The organism is Microbacterium sp. NPDC089695, assembly GCF_044749085.1.
GTDB lineage: Bacteria > Actinomycetota > Actinomycetes > Actinomycetales > Microbacteriaceae > Microbacterium.
Map to the genome: position 1 here is coordinate 2355236 of NZ_JBIVHG010000001.1, position 19254 is coordinate 2374489.

The window sequence follows — 19254 nt, forward strand, 5'->3', positions numbered from 1 at the left end:
GTGAGCACGTCGCGTCGACGAGCCAGGAGCGTCGCACCCTTACGAGTCGTCCGCTCGCGACGGCTCGGCGCACCGTCGCATCCGTGAATCCGGCATCCCGGAGAGCCGTGCTGTGGGCGATGCCGTTCCGGCTCCGCATCCACGTCGTCAGTTTGTCCACGCACACCAGGATGGGGGATCCGCTGATATCAGCCTGCCCTCTGATGCGCGTAGTGGGGACAGTGGGCGGAGACCTAGTGGTGTGGAGGACGAGTCGTGCCCCACCGAGGTAGGCGATAGTGCGGAGGTAGGCCGATCTTGTGAGAATCCGCCTCCTTCCGCGAGATCACCTACCTCCGCGGGCGGGGGGGAGAGGATGACGGCGCAGCAGGAGCTGACGTCAGGCGAGCCCGACCGTGTCGAGCAACCAGGCGAGCTCGAACGCCCGCTCCTTCCAGGAGTTGTAGCGACCGCTGACGCCGCCGTGCCCCGCGACCATCTCGCACTTCAGCAGCACGTCGGGCGCCCCGGCCACGCGCAGGGCTGCGACCCACTTCGCGGGCTCCACATACGCGACCCGTGAGTCGTTCAGCGAGGTGACGGCGAGGATGCGCGGATACGACGCCCCGTCGCCGATGTTCTCGTACGGCGTGTACGACTTCATGTACGCGTAGACCTCGGGGTCGTGCAGCGGGTCGCCCCACTCGTCCCACTCGATCACCGTGAGCGGCAGCGACGGATCGAGGATCGTGGTGAGGGCGTCGACGAACGGAACGGCCGCCAGGATTCCGGCGAACCGCGTCGGTGCGAGGTTGGCGACCGCGCCCATCAGCAGTCCGCCGGCACTGCCGCCCTCGGCGACCAGACGCTCCGGCACGGCGACGCCGCTGGAGATGAGATGCTCGGCGCAGGCGACGAAGTCCGTGAAGGTGTTGCGCTTGTGCAGCAGCTTGCCGTCCTCGTACCACTGGCGTCCCATCTCGCCGCCGCCGCGAACGTGCGCGACCGCGAACACGATGCCGCGGTCGAGCTCCGACAGGCGCGCGACGGAGAATCCGGGGTCGATCGAATGCTCGTACGAGCCGTAGCCGTAGAGGTGGACGGGGCGCGCGCCGTCGCCCGGTTCGCCGAACGACCGCTTCCAGACGAGTGAGATCGGGACACGAGTGCCGTCGGATGCCACAGCCCAGTCGCGGCGCTGGGCGTAGTCGAGCGGGTCGTAGCCGCCGAGCACCGTCACCTGCTTGCGGAGCACCAGCTCGCGGGTCGCCAGGTCGAGTTCGAAGACGGTGCCGGGCGTCACGAACGACGTGTAGCCCAGGCGGAGGAACGGCGAGTGCCACTCGGGGTTGCCGCTCACGCCCGCCGAGTAGAGGGGCTCGTCGAACTCGACGTCGTCGACGGCATCCGTCGTGTAGTCGAGCAGTCCCACGCGCTCGAGTCCTTCGCGCCGGTACTCGACGGTGGCGAAGTCGCGGAAGGCGTCCATGCCGAGAAGGCGTCGTCCCGGTTCGTGCGGGAGCACCACGCGGCGTTCGCCCTGAGGGTCGTCTGCCGAGACGGACACGAGCTCGAAGTCCAGTGCGCCGTCGTTGTGGAGGATGAACAGGCGGTCCTCCCCGTCGACGACCGCGTGGTCGAGGGAGTACTCGACTCCCTCCCGACGCGGCCAGACCGGACGCGGCTCGGCGGTGAGGTCGCCCGTCAGATCGACGAGGAGCTCCTCGCTGGTGATGCTGGACCCGACGGCGATGATCAGGTATCGACGGCTCCGCGTGATCCCCGCCCCGAGCCAGAACTTCTCGTCGGGCTCGTGGAAGAGCTTCACGTCGTCGGCGACGGGGGTGCCGAGGCGATGCAGCCAGAGGGTGTCGGGTCGCCAGGCGTCGTCGCGGGTCGTGTATAGGACGCCGGTGCCGTCGGGAGTGAAGAACGCTCCGCTCGTGCCGGGGATCTCATCCGCGAGCATCTCGCCGCTCCGGAGGTCGCGCACGCGCACCGTGTAGAGCTCGTCGCCCTCGAAGTCGGTCGACCAGAGCAGCCTCGTGGCGTCGTCGGTGGTGTCGAAGGCCCCGAGCGAGAAGAACTCGTGTCCTTCGGCCTCGACGTTGCCATCGAGCAGCACGACCTCGCCGGGCACCGGGATGCCGGGCACGAGCTGCGGGGGAGTCCAGTCGCCCTCGGCGGCGGCGGTGCGGCAGTGGATGCCGTACTGCGAGCCCTCTTCGGTGCGGCTGTAGTACCACCAGTCGCCGCGGCGCGTGGGCACGGAGAGATCGGTCTCCTGCACGCGCCCCTTGATCTCCTGGAAGAGCGTCTCGCGAAGGCCGACGAGGTGATCCAGCGCGGCCTCCGTGTGCGCGTTCTCGGCCTCGAGGTGCCCGATCACCTCCGAGGAGTCCTTCTCTCGCAGCCACTCGTAGGGATCGTCGAACGTGTCGCCGTGATGGGTGCGGAGGGTGGAACGGCGAGCGGCGATCGGAGCATCAGTCACCCTCTCCACGCTAGTCCAGGTCGAGTTGACCGGCACCCGAGTGGGTGGGAGGATCTACCGGGGCCGGTTAACGGAAGTCAAACCCACGGTGAACTCTTCGTTCATCACGTCGATCACGTCGACACGTCCTTCCTTCCTCGACGACCGAAAGAGAACGGTGGAAACCGCAGTCCTCATCGTCGTGCTGGTGATCGCGCTGGCACTCTTCTTCGACTTCACCAACGGGTTCCACGACACCGCGAACGCGATGGCGACGCCCATCGCGACCGGTGCCCTGAAGCCCAAGACGGCGGTGCTCCTCGCGGCTGTCCTGAACCTCGTGGGTGCGTTCCTGTCGACCGAGGTCTCCAAGACCGTGTCGCACGGGATCATCCGCGAGGACAGCATGCAGGGGGAGCTCTTCCTCCCGATGATCTTCGCCGGACTCATCGGTGCGATCACCTGGAACATGCTGACCTGGTTGCTCGGACTCCCGTCGAGCTCGTCGCACGCCCTGTTCGGCGGCCTCATCGGCGCGACGCTCGTCGGGGTCGGCGCCGCGGGCATCGACTTCGGCATGGTCATGTCGAAGATCATCCTGCCCGCGCTCATCGCGCCGCTCACCGCCGGCATCATCGCCTTCGCGGCGACGAAGCTCGCCTACTCGATCACCCGGCGATACGACGGGAAACCCGACGGACGCGACGGCTTCCGGTGGGGGCAGATCTTCACGTCCTCCCTCGTCGCGCTCGCGCACGGGACGAACGACGCCCAGAAGACCATGGGCGTCATCACCCTCGCGCTCATCGCGGTGGGGTGGCAGAACAGCGAGCAGGCCGATCCCTATCTGTGGGTCATCATCGCCTGCGCCGTGACGATCGCACTCGGCACGTATCTCGGCGGATGGCGCATCATCCGCACGCTCGGCAAGGGGCTGACGGAGGTCAAGCCCGCGCAGGGGTTCTCGGCCGAGAGCTCGACCGCGGCGACGATCCTCGCGTCCAGCGCCTTCGGATTCGCGCTGTCGACGACGCAGGTCGCGTCGGGCTCGGTCATCGGATCCGGTCTCGGTCGGCGCGGCTCGACCGTGCGCTGGCGGACCGCCGGACGCATCGCGATCGGCTGGGTGCTGACCCTGCCTGCGGCCGGCGCCGTCGGCGCGGTGGCCGCTCTGCTCGTCACGTGGCTCGGCAATTGGGGCATCGCGATCGATGCGGTCCTCGCTCTCGCCGTGATCGTCGGACTGTTCCTGCGTTCGCGCAAGGACGCCGTCACGCACGCCAACGCGATGAGCGACGTCGCCGAGTCCGGACTCGCGATCGAGCTGCCCGACACGCCGCCGCCGACGCGACGTCAGCAGCGCATCGCCGAGGCCAAGGCCGAGGCGAAGGCCCGTGCGGAGGCCCGCGAGAAGGCGAAGGCCAAGGCCAAGGCCGAGGCCGCAGCGAAGTCGCGGGCGAAGAGCAAGGGCAAGGACAAGGGCAAGGACAAGGGCAAGGGTGAACCTGTGGACGCGACGCGTCCGCGTGCTCGCACGGAGGGGGCCGCCATGACCGGCGGCACGACCGAGGAGGACTCGAAGTGAGCGTCGACATCGACTGGGGCGCGTTCGCGCAGGTCTTCATCGCCGCGCTCCTCGGCGCGTGCGCCGTCGTGACGTTCTACGCCACGGGGCTGCGTCTGCTGGTGCGCAGCGGTCATGCGCCGGTCGTGAGTCCCGCGGAGTTCACCGACGCCATCACGGTCGTGACCGAGAAGGAGCTCAAGCGCGCCGCGAAGCAGGCCGCGAAGGCCGCCAGGAAGAGCCCGCTGACCGAGGGGCAGAAGCAGCTCGCCCGGGTGGGCGCGTACGGATGCTTCGCGCTGTGCGCGGCGGCGGTCGTGGTCGGCATCCTGATCATCGTCGTCGGACACTGACGCGGGCGCGTCAGCCGAGCAGGCCCTCGACGAGATCGTCGACGATGTCGTCGGTCGACGTCGTGGGGTCGATCGGCGTGGTCAGCCGATCGAGCAGGAGGCCGTCGATCGCGTAGTGGAACAGAGCGATCTCGCGTCGGCCTCCGGGTAGCCCGGCGGCCGCGTTGAAGGCCACGTCGCCCTCGAAGCCGGCTCGTTGCCAGGCGCCGAGCAGGGCGGCGACCTCGGGCCGACGGCTGCTCTCGAGCCGCAGCTCGAACAGCGCCATGGTCACATCGCGGTCGGTGGTGAGGCGTCGGACGATGTCCCGGATGTAGTCCGCGAACAGCGCACGACTCGGCGCGTCCGCGGCCCGACGGGCGAGGTCGTCGTCGGTCGGCGCGAGTCGCTCGCCGATGCGCTCCACGAGTCCCTCGACGAGCGCGTCGCGACTGCGGAAATAGTTCGAGGTCGTCCCGACCGGCAGGCCGGCGGCCTGATCGATCGCGCGGTGCGTGAGTCCCCGCGAGCCTTCTGCGGCGAGCACGCGGAGCCCGGCATCCGTGATCTCGCGTCGACGCACCTGGTTCTTGGCCATGACCGCACTCTATCGGAATCACTACAGGTGACGTGCTCTGCGGGATGCGGTGCGCTCTAGGCTGGGGGGCATGACCGCGACCTCCGAGAGCGAGTACGTGTTCGGACGCCATCGTCCGGCATCCCACGTCATCGTGCACGTCAGCGATCCGCATTTCCTCGCGGGCGGCGCGCGACTCGGGGGCCGCTACGACGTCGAGGCGTCGTTCACACGCACGCTCAACGCGATCCGCGCGGTGCACCCGAGCCCTGCCGCGATCGTCGTCACGGGCGACCTCGCCGATCTAGGGGAGCCCGAGGCCTATCGGCGGCTGAGGGAGGCCGTCGAGCCGGTCGCCGCGGAGCTCGGAACCGTCGTGGTATGGGTCGCGGGCAACCACGACGAGCGTCCGGCGCTGCGCGAGGGCCTCCTCGATCTCGCGCCCACCGAGGAGCCGGTGACGGGCGTGTGGGATCTCGACGGTCTTCGGCTGATCGCGCTCGACTCGAGCGTCCCCGGGTGGCACCACGGCGATCTCGACGGGGCGCAGCTCGAGTGGCTCGCCGAGGTGCTGAGAGAGCCCGCCCCGCAGGGGACCCTGATCGCGACGCATCATCCGCCGCTGCCCAGTCATCTCCCGCTCTTCGACATCCTCGAACTGCGCCATCAGGACGAGTTCGCGGACGTCATCCGCGGGACCGACGTCCGTGGCATCCTCGCCGGGCACCTGCACTACTCCTCGCACGGGGTGTTCGCCGGAGTCCCCGTCAGCGTCTCATCCGCCACGTGCTACACCATGAACGTCGCCCGACCGGCCGCCGACGTGAACGGGATGGACGCCGCGCAGGCCTTCCAGCTCGTGCACGTGCATCCCGACACGATCACGCACACGGTCGTGCCCGTGGTCGACGCGCCCACCGGGACCTACTTCTCGCAGGCATGGCTGGAGCAGATGGCGCGCCTGGGGCCGGAAGGACGGCTCGAGGCGTTCTCGCGCAAGAGATGATGCGGGATCGTATCCCGGTCGACGCATGCGCCGGGGCGTAGACTTGTCGCATCCCCCGCTTCACACACTCGCCACTACCCACAAGGATGTGACATGGCTTCTGCCGCGCCCGCACTGACCCGCACCGAGACCGATTCGCTGGGAAGCATGGAGATCCCCGTCGAGGCCTACTGGGGGATCCATACGGCCCGCGCCGACGCGAACTTCCCGATCACGAAGCGACCCATCTCGGTCTACCCCGACCTCGTGATCGCGCTCGCGATGGTCAAGCAGGCGAGCGCTCGGGCGAACCGCGAGATCGGCGTGCTCGATCCCGAGCGGGCCGACCTCATCGACCGTGCCGCGCAGCGGGTGATCGACGGCGAGTTCCACGACCAGTTCACGGTCGGCGTCATCCAGGGCGGTGCCGGCACCTCGACCAACATGAACGCGAACGAGGTCATCACCAACATCGCGCTCGAGATGGCCGGCCGCGAGAAGGGCGACTACGCCTTCCTGTCGCCGATCGACCACACGAACCGCAGCCAGTCGACCAACGACGTCTACCCGACCGCGGTCAAGATCGGCCTCTCGCTCACGCTGCGCTCGCTGCTCGAGGAGCTCGACCTGCTGCGTGTGTCCTTCCTGCACAAGTCGCACGAGTTCCACGACGTGCTCAAGGTCGGCCGCACGCAGCTGCAGGATGCCGTGCCGATGACGCTCGGGCAGGAGTTCCACGGGTTCGCCACGACCCTCGGCTACGATCACACGCGCCTAACCGAGAACGCCTCGCTCATGTTCGAGATCAACATGGGCGCCACCGCCATCGGCACCGGCATCACGACCCACATCGACTACGCGCCCGCCGTGCTCAAGCACCTGCGCGAGATCACCGAGCTCGACCTCGTGACGGCCGGAGACCTCGTCGAGGCCACGAGCGACACGGGCTCGTTCATGTCGTTCTCCTCGACGCTCAAGCGCAACGCCATGAAGCTGTCGAAGATCTGCAACGACCTGCGTCTGCTCTCGTCGGGCCCGCAGGCGGGTCTCGGCGAGATCAACCTGCCCGCGATGCAGGCGGGGTCGAGCATCATGCCCGGCAAGGTCAACCCCGTCATCCCCGAGGTCGTGAACCAGGTGGCCTTCGCGGTCGCGGGCGCCGACATGACCGTCACGATGGCCGCCGAGGCCGGTCAGCTGCAGCTCAACGCGTTCGAGCCGGTGATCGCGCACTCGATCTTCCAGTCGATCACCTGGATGCGGCAGGCGATGTGGACCCTGCGGGTCAACTGCGTCGACGGCATCACCGCGAACCGCGATCGCCTCGGCGCGATGGTCGGTGCCTCGGTCGGCGTCATCACGGCGCTGACGCCCTTCATCGGCTACGCGGCGGCTGCCGCGCTCGCGAAGACCGCGCTCCTCACGAACCGCAACGTCGCGGACCTCGTCGTCGAGGCCGGCCTGATGTCGCGTGACGAGGTCACGAAGCAGCTGTCGCCCGCGCGTCTCTCGGGTCTCGAGGCGATCACCGCGGCGATCCCCGTCATCACGCCCGAGGACCTGATCGAGATCTGATCGGATCCCTGCACGACGAGAACGGCCCCGGCGGATCGCCGGGGCCGTTCTCGATGTGTCGGGTCGTCAGTCGATCACGCGGCAGTGCGTCGTGAGCTCGCCGATCCCGTCGATGCCCACGGTGACGGTCGAACGGTCGCGGAGGAAGATCTGCGGGTCACGGGAGTAGCCCGCGCCGCCGGGGCTGCCCGTCGAGATCAGCGTGCCCGGCAGCAGGGTCAGCGACTGCGACAGGTGCGCGATGAGCTTCGCGACCGAGCGGACCATCTGGTCGGTGCTCGCATCCTGCACCGTCTGCCCGTCGACCACGGCCCAGATGTGCAGGTCCTGCGGATCGGCGACCTCGTCGGCGGTCACGGCGAAGGGCCCGGTCGGCGTGAAGCCGTCGAAGGACTTGCAGCGCGACCACTGCGCCTCGGAGAACTGCACGTTGCGGGCCGTGATGTCGTTGACCACGGTGTAGCCCCACACGTACGAGAGCGCGTCGTCTTCGGCGACGTCTTTCGCGGGCGTGCCGATGAGCACTCCCAGCTCGGCTTCGTAGTCGACGGCCTCGCTGAGCGCCCGCGGCCACGAGGTGGTCTGCTCGTGACCCGTGAGGGAGTTCGGCCACAGCGTGAACACGGTGGGCGCGGCGTCGGTCTTGAGCCCGAGCTCGCTCGAGTGGGCGGCGTAGTTGAGGCCCACGGCGAGTACGGCCGGAGGGGCGATCACGGCGGAGGAGAACTCCCACTCGCCGAGCGGATGACGCGGCGCGGCGCCGTCGGCCACGGCCGCGCGGAGCTCGTCGAGAACCGGTGCGCCGCGCTCGATGAGCTGCTGCAGGGTCGCCGGTGCATCGGAGAGGAGGTCTGAGACGAGGATGGCGTCGGTGCCGTCCACGACCGCGAGATTCGCAGCAGGGGAGTCGGCGCGACGCAGATGAGCGAACCGCATGCCTCTACGGTATCCGGTACGGCATCCTCGGCGCTGAACGAAGTCGCCAGACCCGGACCCGGATGATTGTTGCCAATATGCTGTCGCTATGAGTTCCGGAGGACCGCAGCAGCCACCGCCGTACACGCCGCCGCCCGCGCAGGCCCCTGCTCAGCCGCCCGTGTACCCGCAGCCGCCGGCAGACGCGAACCCGCAGCCGCCGGCATCCGCGCAGCCGCAGCAGTACCCCGCGCAGCCGCAGCCTCCCGTGCAGCCGCAGCAGTACGGGGTGCAGCAGTACGCGCAGTCGGCATACACGCCGGCCGCGTTCACGCAACGACCCTCCTACGCCTCGGTGCTCGCGCAGCCGACGCCGTACGCCCCGCCGGCCCCGGTCGCTCCCTCGCCCTCGCAGGGGCTCCCGGCCCTTCCCGCAGGTCGACGCGGAGGCCGCGTGGCCCTCGGGGTGCTGTTCGGGTTCCTCGGTCTCCTTCTCCTCGCGCTGATCGCGTACTTCGGCCTCTTCCTCGGCGCGTTCGCCTCGGTCGTCGGCCTCGTGCTCGCGCTGATCCCGCTCACGGCTGTGTTCCTCGTGGTCCGCATGATCGACCGCTGGGAGCCGGAGCCCAAGTCCCTGGTGTTCTTCGCCGTCGCGTGGGGCGCGATCGCCTCGGTCGGACTCACCCTGCTCGTCGATCTCGGTCTCACGCTCGCCTTCGGCGTCCGTGGCGAGGTGGCCGGAGCCGTCATCCAGGCGCCGATCGTGGAGGAGCTCTGGAAGGGCGTGGGCGTCTTCCTGATCTTCCTGATCGCACGACGGGCGTTCGACGGCCCGGTCGACGGCGTCGTGTACGGGGCCCTCGTCGGGGCCGGGTTCGCGTTCACCGAGAACATCCAGTACTTCGCTATCAGCCTGATCGAAGGCGGCGGCGAGCAGCTCACGGTGACGTTCATCCTCCGCGCGGTCATGTCGCCGTTCGCGCATGCCATGTTCACATCGCTCACCGGCCTGGCGATCGGCCTCGCCGCCCGACGCGGCGCCTCGGCCGGTGCGGCCATCGGTTTCGGGCTGCTCGGCATGCTCGGGGCCATGTTCCTGCACGGACTGTGGAACGGCTCGTCCTTCGCGAACTTCTTCCTGCTCTACTTCGTGCTCCAGGTGCCGCTGTTCGTGGGGTTCATCCTGGGTGTCGTGGCTCTGCGTCGCGAAGAGGCGCGCCTGACGCGGGCGCGGCTCGGCGACTACGCGGCGGCGGGGTGGTTCACGCCCGAGGAGGTCACGATGCTCGCGACGCCTGCCGGTCGCCGCACGGGACTGCGCTGGGCGGCGCAGCTGCGCGGGGATCGGCGGCCGCTCATGCGCGAGTTCATCAAGGATGCGACGACGCTCGCGTCCGTCCGTCAGCGGGCGATCACCGGCCGCGACCCGCTCGCGCCGGGGGAGGAGCAGGCGCTCCTCGTGCGGACGAGGGCGGCGCGCGCCGCGCTGCTCGCCTACTGAGAGGAGCCGCGTCATGGCCGCATTCATCCTTCTGCACGGCGGAGGCGACGTCGGCTGGTCATGGCATCTGGTGCAGGCGGCATTGGAGCGGGAGGGACACGCGGTCTTCGCGCCCGATCTCCCCGCCGGCGATGAGACGGCGACGCTCGACGACTACGCGGATGCCGTCGTGGCCGGCGTCGGCACCGGCAGCGGCGACTGCGTGGTCGTCGGCCACTCGTTCGGGGCGTTCACGGCGCCGCTCGTCGCGCAGCGGGTCGACGCCTGTGCGCTCGTTCTGCTGGCGGGAATGATCCCCGCGCCGGGTGAGCGGCCTCAGGACTGGTGGGAGGCCACCGGCTACCTGGACGCCGCCGCGGCTCAGGCCGCACGCGACGGCGGCCTCACCGGCAACGACGATCCTTTCGTGAGCTTCTACCACGACGTGCCTCGCGAGCTCGCCGCGGAGGCGATCGGCCGCGAGCGTGCGCATCCGTCCGAGACCGCCATGCGGACGCCCTGGCCTCTCGAGGCGTGGCCGGATGTGCCCACCGAGGTCATCGTCTGCACGCAGGACAGGTTCTTCCCCGCGTCATTCCTCCGTCAGCTCGCGAGCGATCGGCTGGGCGTCGTCGCGGACGAGATCGACGGCGGTCACTGCGTGGCGCTGAGCAGACCCGACGAGCTCGCCGGCATGCTGATCGGGTACGCAGACCGGTACGGCTCCGGGGGCGCCTCGACGCCGTGAGCCGGCGGCGGACAGACTCAGCGCCCGGTGCTGCGGCGATGCCTGCATGTCTCCCGGGCGCTGAGTTGGTCTACGACCAGGGTGCACCCGGACTCTACGGGTGTCAAGACCTCATCGACGAGGAGGGCGGTCGTGCGTGCTGACGTGTTCGCTGTGAGCAGGTCCGCCCGCGTTGACCGTGCACCTGCGCTCGGGTTGTATGGAGGACATGACTGATCGTACGAAGCCTGAGTTCGACGCCCCCACCGGACCCGCTCCCGCGGAGCTCGTGATCCGCGACCTTATCGAGGGCGACGGCGCCGAGGCGAAGCCCGGCGACACCGTGACCATCCACTACGCCGGGGTCGAGTTCGACTCGGGCGAGGAGTTCGACTCGTCCTGGAGCCGTGGCCAGACCGCGCGCTTCCCGCTGCCGGATCTCATCCGCGGGTGGCAGGACGGCATCCCCGGCATGAAGATCGGCGGCCGGCGCGAGCTCGTCGTCCCGCCGCACCTGGCCTACGGTCCCGCCGGCGGCGGTCACTTCCTCTCCGGCAAGACGCTCATCTTCATCGTCGACCTCGTCGCGGTCGGCTGACCCGGAACCGCATGCACGAGGGCGCCGCATCCATCCGGATGCGGCGCCCTCATGCATCCGGGAAGATCTCGCGTTCAGCGGGAATACATGCAGTTGCATGTAAGTTGTCTCCCGTGACGCCGCGAACGCGGATCCGTCCCCGGCCGCACGAGCGGTCCCGTCTCAGAGGAGCACCCCATGACCAGCATCGACATCCCCGGCTACCGCCCCGGCACCTACATCCTCGACCCCGCGCACAGCGAGGTCACCTTCAGCGTGCGCCACATGATGATCTCCAAGGTCCGCGGCGCGTTCGGCGTCAAGAGCGCGACGCTCGTCGCACCTGAGAACCCCCTCGAGACCACCGTCACGGCGAGCGTGGACGTCACCTCGGTCGACACCAAGGACGAGGGGCGCGACGCCCACCTGCGCTCGGCCGACTTCTTCGACGTCGAGAACTTCCCGACCATGGATTTCGTCTCCACGGGCGCGCGCGTCGACGGCGGCGACTTCTACGTCGACGGCGACCTCACGATCCGTGGCATCACGAAGCCGGTGAGCTTCGAGCTCGAGTTCGGCGGCTTCGGCTCCGACCCGTGGGGCAACTACAAGGCCGGCGCGTCCGCGAAGACCGTCATCAACCGCGAGGACTTCGGCCTCACCTGGAACGCGGCGCTCGAGACCGGCGGCGTCCTGGTCGGCAAGGACGTCACGATCAGCCTCGACCTGCAGGGTGCTCTGCAGCAGGACTGATCACGAGCCAGCGTCGTGAGCCCCGTGCCCGTCAGGGTGCGGGGCTCTCCGCGTCGTAGGCGCGGAAGAGCGGGCTCCGGGCGGCGAGGAACGCGACCAGCGCGATCACGAGGAATCCGCCGAGCAGCGGCGGGAACCAGAGTGTGGTGAGCGAGGCGAGCGCTCCGGCGTAGAGCGCGCCGAGGCGGGGGCCTCCTGCGACCACGATGATGAAGACGCCCTGCAGGCGGCCGCGCATGGTGTCCGGTACCGCCGCCTGCATCATGGTGTTGCGGTAGATCGAGCTCACGTTGTCGGACGCCCCCGAGATCGCGAGCGCGACGCAGGCCGCCACGATCAGTGCGATGTGCGGAGCGCTCTCGGTCGCCGGCGCGGAGAACGCGCCGATCAGCAGCACGACCCCGAACAACAGGATCGCCGCTCCGTACACCTCGACCGCGCGCTCGATGCCCCGGCCATGCCAGCGATAGTGCACCACGCGCCCCGAGAAGAGGCTCGACGCGAAGGTGCCCACCGCGACGGATGCCGTCAGGATGCCGGTCGTGACGGCGCCGCCGCCGAGCAGCACGGTTCCGAGGGCGGGGAACAGCGCGAGCGGCTGCCCGAACGTCATCGCGACGATGTCGATGATGTACTGCATCCTGATGTTGCCCGCGCGGCGCAGGAACCGCCAGCCGTCGACGAGGGAGGCGAGTCCCGGCCGCACGATGTCGCCCTCGGGCCGCAGCGAGGGGAGCGTCCAGAGACCCAGGAACATCGACAGCATCAGCACCACGTCGATCGTGTAGGTCCACCCGTAGCCCGTGAGCGCCACCAGGATGCCGGCGAGAGCGGGACCTGCCATCACCGTGATCCCGAACGCGACGCCGTTGAGAGCGGACGCCGGGGCGAGGAGCTCGCGGGGGATCAGTCGGGGCACGATCGCGGTGCGGGTGGCCATGCCGACGGAGTTCGCCGCCGAGTTCACGATGCTGAGGACGTAGAGCCACCAGATCGTCTCGGCGCCGGTCCAGGTGAGAGCCGCGAGCAGAGCGGTCGACGCGAAGGTCACGGTCGCCGCGATCAGGGCGACGCGTCGCCGGTCGAACGCGTCGGCGAGCATCCCGCCGTAGAGCCCCGCGAGGACCATCGGCACGAGTCCGGCGACGGCGACCATGGACACCGCGAAGGTGCTGCCCGTCAGCGCGAACACGTGCAGCATGACCGTGACGATCGTGAGCTGTCCGCCGATCCCGGCGAGGGAGGAGCCGATCCACATCCGGGCGAACGCCGGGCTCGCCCTGAGGGGACTGAGGTCGATGAGGTGGCCGCGTGCGCCGCTCACTCCTGGTGCCTGTCATGCATCCTCCGAGCGTATCCGAGCGTGTGACGGGGGAGCGCCGACCGCGGTCACGCGCGGCGGTCGATGCCTGGTAGACTCTTCAGGTTGCCGTTCGATCGGCCGCGGATAAAGAGAGCCCACGCATCAGGCGTCGGGCGCCGCGCAACAAGCAGAGAGGGGATCGAATCTATGGCACTGGAAGCAGACGTCAAGAAGGCGATCATCGAAGAGTACGCGACGCACCCCGGTGACACCGGATCCCCCGAGGTGCAGGTCGCGATGCTGACGCAGCGCATCAAGGACCTCACCGAGCACCTCAAGGAGCACAAGCACGACCACCACTCGCGTCGTGGTCTGTTCCTGCTCGTCGGTCAGCGCCGTCGCCTGCTGGGTTACCTGCAGGACATCGACATCAACCGTTACCGCTCGCTCATCGAGCGCCTCGGCCTCCGTCGATAAGGCATCTCGACCCTGCGTGCAATCGCGCAGAACATTCTTGTGAAGGCCGCCCCACGGTGTGGGGCGGCCTTCTTCATGCCCTCGCGGAGGCGGGGGCGTCGGCGTGCACGCGAAGATCGACAGGGTGGCGGCGGACCACGAACCCCATGATCACGCTCAGAGCCAGCGCGCATCCGATCATGAGCACGAGACTGGGCGTCCACGATCCCGTCACGTCGCGCAGGATGCCCACGAGCAGGCTCCCCGCCCCGGCGAACGCATAGCCGACGCCTTGTGCGACGGCCGACAGCAGACCCGCCGACGCCTCGTCCTCCGCCAGGATCACGATGAGAGCCAACGAGAGTCCGAAGACGGCGCTCTGCACGGCGCCGAGGGTGACGGCCATCGCGACGGGTGAGCCTGCGCCCGAGGAGAGCCAGGCGAAGGCGCCGAGCATGACCGCACCGAGGACGGGGACGAGAGCCCTGAGCAGTCGGCGACGGCGCGCGGCGATCGGCGCGAGCAGCGTCGGCACCAGACCGGCGACGTTGACGAGGGCGAGGAGCCCGCCGGCCGTCTGCGGATCCACCCCGCGATCGCCGAGCATGCGCGGCAGCCATGCGGCCACCGCGAAGAAGAGCATCGCCTGGAGTCCGAACATCGCCGTGACGAAAGAGACCGTCGTGAGCGATGAGCTCGACACGGACACGCGCACGGACGGCGGCGCCCCCGCCGAGCGCCGCCGCGCGACCAGCGCCATCGCCGCCGCGGCGAGGACGGCAGGTAGGGCCCAGGCGCCGAGGGCGACGGCGGGGCTCTCCGTGAGCGCATGCACGGGCACGGTCAGGCCGGCGCCGATCGCCGCGCCCGCGCTGAACGACATGGTGCTGAGACCGATCCACAGGCCACTCGCCCGGAGCGACTTCAGATACTGCGGCAGCAGCGTCCCCCCGGCCATGATCGCGAGTCCCGCGACGAAGGTCCCCACGAGCAGTCCGCCCGGCACGGTCACACGCAGCACGAGGGCCCCGGCGAGGGCGAGCATGATCCACATGAGCGCCTCGGCTGTTCCGCGCCGCCTGGCGAGGAACGGTCCGATCGGCGCGCTGACGCCGAAGGCGATGATGGGCAGGGTCGCGAGCAGACTCGTCTGCGTGGGCGTCAGGTCGAAGCGCTCGGCGGCCGGGGCGAGGAGCGCGGCGGTCGAGGTGATCGACGGACGGAGATTGACCCCGATGAGCAGCGCCGCGCCGAGGGCGATCGCCCTCCCGCGCCTCGCGCTCCCGAGGGGCTCACCGACCGACGACACGAAGACCGTCGGCGACGACGCGGCCGTCATGGATGACGAGACGATCGGCGCCGCGGTCCATCACGGCGCTCGTCGGCGTCTCGCCGTCGACGAGCAGCAGATCGGCCCGATCGCCCGGCTGCAGGCCGGGACGGTCGTCGACGCCGCGAAGACGAGGCGACTGGGCCGACATGATGCTCGCTCCGCCCATCGTCGCCACGGCGAGCGCCATCTCGATGTGGTCGTCGCGGCGGAAGCCGTTCGTGAACGCGAGCTGCCATGTCCGATCGAGCATGTCGCCGTTCCCGTAGGGGCTCCAGTAGTCGCGCTGGCCGTCCTCACCGAGTCCGATGCGCACACCGGCCTCCACGAGCTGCACGAGCGACAGATGGTTGCTCGTCGACGGTGCGACCGTCGCCATCGAGACGTCCAACTCGGCGAACTCCTCGATCAGACGGCGGCTGGTGGCCTCGTCGACAGCGCCGAGCTCGTAGGCGTGCGCCATCGTGACCTTGCCCTGCATGCCGAGGGCGCGGACGCGCTCCAGCACGAGCTCGGTGCTGAAGACGGCGAGCGCCCCCGGCTCATGCAGGTGGATGTCGACCTCGACCTGGTACTTCTCGGCGAGGCCGAAGACGATGTCGAGGTGCTTCGCCGGATCGCGATCCAACTGCGAGGGGTCGATCCCGCCGATCACATCGGCGCCCTGGCGGAGCGACTCCTCGAGGTACTCCACCGTGCCCGGCTCGCGGAGGATCCCGGCTTGCGGGAAGGTCATCACCTGGACGTCGGCGTGGGCGGAGAAGCGCTCCTTCGCCGCCATGACCGCGTCGAACTTCTCGAGCCGGCAGTCCACGTCCACCTGGGCGTAGGAGCGCACACGCGTCGTGCCGTGCGCGATCATCCGCTCGAGCGTCCCGGCCACCCGCGTCGGCAGATCGATCTCGGCGGACCGCCAGTTCGCGCGATCGTTCATCATCATGCCCCACACCCCCGGCGATCCCGAGTGCGGACGGAAGGGGAGCCCGATCCGCGTGGAATCGAGGTGCACGTGCACGTCGCTGAACGACGGCAACAGGAGACGGCCGCGCCCGTCGACCTCGTCGCCCGATGCCGGCGCATCGTCGTGGGGACGGATCCGGGCGATGCGGGAACCCTCGATCAGGACATCGGATGCGGGACCGCCCCAGGGGCGGACGTCACGAATCAGCATGGACTCTTCTTTCTTCTGAGGTGTCGATCCGCGACCCGAGGTCCGCGGCGGCGTCGAGATGGTGGCAGGCGGCGTCGCCGACGGGGACGCGTTCGGAGCACTCCCGTCGCCGGGACTCGTCGAGGAGGGGCAGCACCGGGCACCGCGTGCGGAACACGCATCCGCTCGGAGGATCCGACGGGTGGGGCAGGTCTCCCACGAGCCGGATGCGCCCGCTGCGGTCCGCCGACGGGTCGGGAGACGGCACGGACGAGAGGAGCGAACGCGTGTAGGGATGCCGTGGAGCGCCGAACACCTCGTCGCGCGTACCGTGCTCCATGATCCGCCCGAGGTACATCACCGCGACCTGATCGGCGAAGTGCTTCACCACTGACAGGTCGTGGGCGATGAACACGTAGGAGATTCCGGTGTCGGCCTGGATGTCCTGCAGCAGATTGACGACCTGCGCCTGGACCGACACGTCGAGGGCGGAGACGGGCTCGTCGCAGATCACGATGTCGGGTTCGAGTGCCAGGGCGCGCGCGATGCCGACGCGCTGCTTCTGCCCGCCCGAGAACTCGTGCGGGAAGCGGTTGTAGTGCTCCGGGCGCAGGCCCACGCGGTCCATGAGCGTCGCGACCCGCTTCTTCATCCCTTCCTTGGGCGTGATGCGCTGGGCCTGCAGCGGGGCCGCGATGGCTGCGCCGACGCTCTGTCGCGGGTTCAGCGACGACGACGGGTTCTGGAACACCATCTGCACGCGCCGACGGAACTGCTGGAGCTCGGCGCCGCGCAGCCCGGCGACGTCGGCGCCGTCGAGGCGGATCCGGCCGGAGGTGGGGGAGAGGAGGCGCATCAGGAGCCGGCCCGTCGTCGACTTGCCGCATCCCGACTCGCCCACCAGGCCGAGGGTCGATCCGCGCTCGAGGGTGAAGGAGACGCCGTCGACGGCCTTCACGGTGTCGGATCCGCGCAGGAAGCCCCGGCCGACGCTGAAGTGCTTGGCGAGGTCGTCGACCTGCAGCAGCGGTGCGCTCATCGGATGACCTCCTGGGGTGCGAGCAGTGCGGCGGCATCGCCGGCGACATGGCAGCGGGCGCGGTGACCGCTCGTCACCTCCGCATGCGCGGGGCGGTCGGTGTGGCATCTGTCGTCGGGGACGAGAGGAGCCACGGGGCAGCGATCGGCGAACAGGCACCCGTGCGGCAGTGCGAGCAGCGACGGGGGGAAGCCCGGGATCGGCGTGAGGCGTCCGAGGTCGTCCGCCATCGAGGGCATCGACGCCAGGAGCCCTCGCGTGTACGGGTGCGCCGCGCGCGCGAACAGGTCCCCGACGCTCGCCTCCTCGACGCATTGACCGCCGTACATCACCACCACGCGTTGGCACACCTCCGCGACGACGCCGAGGTCGTGCGTGACGAAGATCACCGCCGAGCCGGTCTCCGCCTGCAACGAGGAGATCAGATCGAGGATCTGCGCCTGCACGGTGACGTCGAGAGCGGTCGTGGGCTCGTCGGCGATCAGGAGCTCGGGTTCGCAGATCAGCGCCATCGCGATCATGGCGCGCTGACGCATGCCGCCGGAGAACTCGTGCGGGTAGGAGTCGTAGCGTGCGACCGGGTCGGGGATGCCGACGCGACGCAGCATCTCGACGGCCTGCGCCTTCGCGGCACGTGCGCTGACGGCGTTGTGCACGCGGTAGGCCTCGGCGATCTGCCGCCCGACCGTGTAGAACGGGTGCATCGCCGACAGAGGATCCTGGAAGATCATCCCGATCTTCCGCCCGCGGTACCGGCGCATGGCGCTCTCTCCGAGCGGCACGAGGTCGACGCCGTCGAACAAGACCTGTCCTGTGACCTGCGCGCTCGTGCCTGTGAGCAGACCCATGAGCGTCTGGCTCGTCACGGTCTTCCCTGAGCCGGACTCGCCGACGATGCCGATCGTCTCCCCGCGATGCACGGTGAGGTCGATGCCGTTGACGGCATGCACGAGGCCGTCGTCGGTGGGGAATGCCACCCGCAGATCGCGGATGTCGAGGATCGGGGTGGTCATCAGTTGACCCTCACTCTCGGGTCGACGCCCGCGTAGACGAGGTCGACGATGACGTTCGCGGTGATGATGAAGAAGGCGGCGAGCATGGTGATCGCCATGGTGACGGGGAGGTCTCCCGAGGTGGCGGCGCGCACCGCGGTGAATCCGAGGCCCGGCACGGAGAAGATCTGCTCGGTGAGCACCGCCCCGCCGAGCAGGGCGCCGATGTCGAGGCCGAGCATCGTGATGATCGGAGTGAGCCCGGCACGCACGCCGTGCGCCGTGATGCGTCGTGGTCGCAGACCTTTCGCCCGCGCTGTGCGCATGAAGTCCTCACCGAAGGTCTCGATCATGTTGGTCCGCGTGATGCGGATGTACTGCGCACTGAACAGGATCGCCAGGGCGACCCACGGCAGGAGGTAGTTGGCGACCCACGCACCCGGTCCGGCGGTGCCGAAGGGCGACGATATCTGGTTGCTCGTGAACGGCAACCAGTGGAGGGAGCTCACGAAGACGAGGAGCAGCAGCAGCCCGGTGACGGGGACGGGGAGGGAGACGCCGACGGATGCCGCGCCGACGATGATCCGGTCGGTGGCGGTGCCTTTGCGCAGGGCGGCCAGCAGGCCGAGGCCGACACCCACGATCGTCCAGAGGATCACGGCGCCGATCGCGATCGACAGCGTGTACGGCAGGGCGCGCACGATCACATCGGTCACGTTCTCGTTGGTCTGGAACGACTTGCCGAGGCACGGCCAGGCGCAGATCTGCTCGGCGCCGGGGGCGCCGATCATACGATCGCCGAAGAAACCGCTCAGGTAGACCGCGTACTGCACGAGGAACGGCTTGTCCATGCCGAGGGCGACCCTGGCCTGTTCGATGCGCTCGGGCGTGCACTCCTGACCGCACGCCGCGGCGGCGGGATCAGCGGGGCCGATCTGGAAGAGCGCGAAGGTCACGAAGCTCACGACGAGCAGGAGGACGACCAGTGCGGCCGTGCGGCGGATGATGAATCCGAACATTGCTGTCCCGTTCGGGGCCGACTCGCGG

Annotated in this window: 18 protein-coding genes; 9 read left to right on the forward strand and 9 right to left on the reverse strand. The window is 69.3% G+C overall.

Translation table 11 applies throughout. The features are described from left to right. Positions 1-379: 379 nt before the first annotated feature. Positions 380-2473, reverse strand: coding sequence for a S9 family peptidase (locus tag ACIPYT_RS11285; RefSeq protein WP_401073818.1), 2094 nt, complete (start codon positions 2471-2473; stop codon positions 380-382). 157 nt (positions 2474-2630) lie between these two features. Here ACIPYT_RS11285 and ACIPYT_RS11290 point away from each other — a divergent pair, with 157 nt between their 5' ends. Both ACIPYT_RS11290 and ACIPYT_RS11295 read left to right on the forward strand, forming a co-directional pair. Continuing rightward, the gene (locus tag ACIPYT_RS11290) at positions 2631-4037 is read left to right on the forward strand and encodes an anion permease (RefSeq protein WP_401073821.1); all 1407 of its coding nucleotides are present in this window, start codon (positions 2631-2633) and stop codon (positions 4035-4037) included. Next, positions 4034-4369 (forward strand): peptidase, encoded by a 336-nt coding sequence (locus ACIPYT_RS11295; protein ID WP_401073823.1) that lies wholly within the window; start codon positions 4034-4036, stop codon positions 4367-4369. The genes ACIPYT_RS11290 and ACIPYT_RS11295 overlap by 4 nt, the downstream gene beginning before the upstream one ends. A 10-nt stretch (positions 4370-4379) precedes the next feature. Here the strand turns inward: ACIPYT_RS11295 and ACIPYT_RS11300 are convergent, their stop codons facing one another. Next, positions 4380-4946, reverse strand: coding sequence for a TetR/AcrR family transcriptional regulator (locus ACIPYT_RS11300; RefSeq protein ID WP_401073825.1), 567 nt, complete (start codon positions 4944-4946; stop codon positions 4380-4382). 70 nt (positions 4947-5016) lie between these two features. Here ACIPYT_RS11300 and ACIPYT_RS11305 point away from each other — a divergent pair, with 70 nt between their 5' ends. After that, positions 5017-5931 (forward strand): phosphodiesterase, encoded by a 915-nt coding sequence (locus tag ACIPYT_RS11305; RefSeq protein WP_401073828.1) that lies wholly within the window; start codon positions 5017-5019, stop codon positions 5929-5931. A gap of 93 nt (positions 5932-6024) precedes the next feature. Then, positions 6025-7485: an aspartate ammonia-lyase gene (locus ACIPYT_RS11310; protein WP_401073831.1), complete on the forward strand. Its 1461-nt coding sequence runs from the start codon at positions 6025-6027 to the stop codon at positions 7483-7485. Positions 7486-7551: 66 nt separating this feature from the next. Here ACIPYT_RS11310 and ACIPYT_RS11315 read toward each other — a convergent pair whose 3' ends face one another. Continuing rightward, positions 7552-8421 (reverse strand): fumarylacetoacetate hydrolase family protein, encoded by an 870-nt coding sequence (locus ACIPYT_RS11315; protein ID WP_401073833.1) that lies wholly within the window; start codon positions 8419-8421, stop codon positions 7552-7554. Positions 8422-8509: 88 nt separating this feature from the next. On the opposite strand from ACIPYT_RS11315, the gene ACIPYT_RS11320 reads away from it, so the two are divergent. The 4 genes from ACIPYT_RS11320 (at position 8510) to ACIPYT_RS11335 (ending at position 11937) form a co-directional block, all read left to right on the forward strand. Beyond that, entirely contained in the window at positions 8510-9901 is a 1392-nt protein-coding gene (locus ACIPYT_RS11320) for a PrsW family intramembrane metalloprotease (protein ID WP_401073836.1), read from the forward strand. Between the two features lie 13 nt (positions 9902-9914). Continuing rightward, positions 9915-10628, forward strand: coding sequence for an alpha/beta fold hydrolase (locus ACIPYT_RS11325; protein ID WP_401073839.1), 714 nt, complete (start codon positions 9915-9917; stop codon positions 10626-10628). 208 nt (positions 10629-10836) lie between these two features. Beyond that, positions 10837-11205, forward strand: coding sequence for an FKBP-type peptidyl-prolyl cis-trans isomerase (locus ACIPYT_RS11330; RefSeq protein WP_401073842.1), 369 nt, complete (start codon positions 10837-10839; stop codon positions 11203-11205). A gap of 177 nt (positions 11206-11382) precedes the next feature. Beyond that, a complete protein-coding gene (locus ACIPYT_RS11335) occupies positions 11383-11937 on the forward strand; it encodes a YceI family protein (protein ID WP_401073844.1) in 555 nt (184 codons plus the stop codon). Between the two features lie 31 nt (positions 11938-11968). Here the strand turns inward: ACIPYT_RS11335 and ACIPYT_RS11340 are convergent, their stop codons facing one another. After that, positions 11969-13261: an MFS transporter gene (locus ACIPYT_RS11340; RefSeq protein ID WP_401073847.1), complete on the reverse strand. Its 1293-nt coding sequence runs from the start codon at positions 13259-13261 to the stop codon at positions 11969-11971. Between the two features lie 186 nt (positions 13262-13447). Between ACIPYT_RS11340 and rpsO the strand changes: the two genes are divergently transcribed. Continuing rightward, positions 13448-13717 (forward strand): 30S ribosomal protein S15, encoded by a 270-nt coding sequence (gene rpsO / locus ACIPYT_RS11345; protein ID WP_005048780.1) that lies wholly within the window; start codon positions 13448-13450, stop codon positions 13715-13717. Positions 13718-13790: 73 nt separating this feature from the next. On the opposite strand, the gene ACIPYT_RS11350 is transcribed toward rpsO, so the two are convergent. Genes ACIPYT_RS11350 through ACIPYT_RS11370 form a run of 5 tightly spaced genes read right to left on the reverse strand, consistent with a single transcriptional unit; the run spans position 13791 to position 19226 of the window. Further along, positions 13791-15035 (reverse strand): MFS transporter, encoded by a 1245-nt coding sequence (locus ACIPYT_RS11350; RefSeq protein ID WP_401073850.1) that lies wholly within the window; start codon positions 15033-15035, stop codon positions 13791-13793. Then, the gene (locus ACIPYT_RS11355; protein WP_401073853.1) at positions 14989-16197 is read right to left on the reverse strand and encodes an amidohydrolase family protein; all 1209 of its coding nucleotides are present in this window, start codon (positions 16195-16197) and stop codon (positions 14989-14991) included. Before ACIPYT_RS11355 ends, ACIPYT_RS11350 begins: the two co-directional genes overlap by 47 nt. Beyond that, entirely contained in the window at positions 16184-17215 is a 1032-nt protein-coding gene (locus ACIPYT_RS11360; protein WP_401073856.1) for an ABC transporter ATP-binding protein, read from the reverse strand. Before ACIPYT_RS11360 ends, ACIPYT_RS11355 begins: the two co-directional genes overlap by 14 nt. Further along, positions 17212-18228, reverse strand: coding sequence for an ABC transporter ATP-binding protein (locus ACIPYT_RS11365; RefSeq protein ID WP_401073858.1), 1017 nt, complete (start codon positions 18226-18228; stop codon positions 17212-17214). Before ACIPYT_RS11365 ends, ACIPYT_RS11360 begins: the two co-directional genes overlap by 4 nt. Next, the gene (locus ACIPYT_RS11370) at positions 18228-19226 is read right to left on the reverse strand and encodes an ABC transporter permease (RefSeq protein ID WP_401073860.1); all 999 of its coding nucleotides are present in this window, start codon (positions 19224-19226) and stop codon (positions 18228-18230) included. The genes ACIPYT_RS11365 and ACIPYT_RS11370 overlap by 1 nt, the downstream gene beginning before the upstream one ends. Positions 19227-19254: the final 28 nt, after the last annotated feature.

Bases quoted from the DNA above. Each gene is read 5' to 3' on its own strand.
- ACIPYT_RS11300 (WP_401073825.1), bottom strand. From the start codon at position 4,946: ATGGCCAAGAACCAGGTGCGTCGACGCGAGATCACGGATGCCGGGCTC.
- ACIPYT_RS11305 (WP_401073828.1), top strand. From the start codon at position 5,017: ATGACCGCGACCTCCGAGAGCGAGTACGTGTTCGGACGCCATCGTCCG.
- ACIPYT_RS11310 (WP_401073831.1), top strand. From the start codon at position 6,025: ATGGCTTCTGCCGCGCCCGCACTGACCCGCACCGAGACCGATTCGCTG.
- ACIPYT_RS11315 (WP_401073833.1), bottom strand. From the start codon at position 8,421: ATGCGGTTCGCTCATCTGCGTCGCGCCGACTCCCCTGCTGCGAATCTC.
- ACIPYT_RS11320 (WP_401073836.1), top strand. From the start codon at position 8,510: ATGAGTTCCGGAGGACCGCAGCAGCCACCGCCGTACACGCCGCCGCCC.
- ACIPYT_RS11325 (WP_401073839.1), top strand. From the start codon at position 9,915: ATGGCCGCATTCATCCTTCTGCACGGCGGAGGCGACGTCGGCTGGTCA.
- ACIPYT_RS11330 (WP_401073842.1), top strand. From the start codon at position 10,837: ATGACTGATCGTACGAAGCCTGAGTTCGACGCCCCCACCGGACCCGCT.
- ACIPYT_RS11335 (WP_401073844.1), top strand. From the start codon at position 11,383: ATGACCAGCATCGACATCCCCGGCTACCGCCCCGGCACCTACATCCTC.
- rpsO (WP_005048780.1), top strand. From the start codon at position 13,448: ATGGCACTGGAAGCAGACGTCAAGAAGGCGATCATCGAAGAGTACGCG.
- ACIPYT_RS11350 (WP_401073850.1), bottom strand. From the start codon at position 15,035: ATGACGGCCGCGTCGTCGCCGACGGTCTTCGTGTCGTCGGTCGGTGAG.
- ACIPYT_RS11355 (WP_401073853.1), bottom strand. From the start codon at position 16,197: ATGCTGATTCGTGACGTCCGCCCCTGGGGCGGTCCCGCATCCGATGTC.
- ACIPYT_RS11360 (WP_401073856.1), bottom strand. From the start codon at position 17,215: ATGAGCGCACCGCTGCTGCAGGTCGACGACCTCGCCAAGCACTTCAGC.
- ACIPYT_RS11365 (WP_401073858.1), bottom strand. From the start codon at position 18,228: ATGACCACCCCGATCCTCGACATCCGCGATCTGCGGGTGGCATTCCCC.
- ACIPYT_RS11370 (WP_401073860.1), bottom strand. From the start codon at position 19,226: ATGTTCGGATTCATCATCCGCCGCACGGCCGCACTGGTCGTCCTCCTG.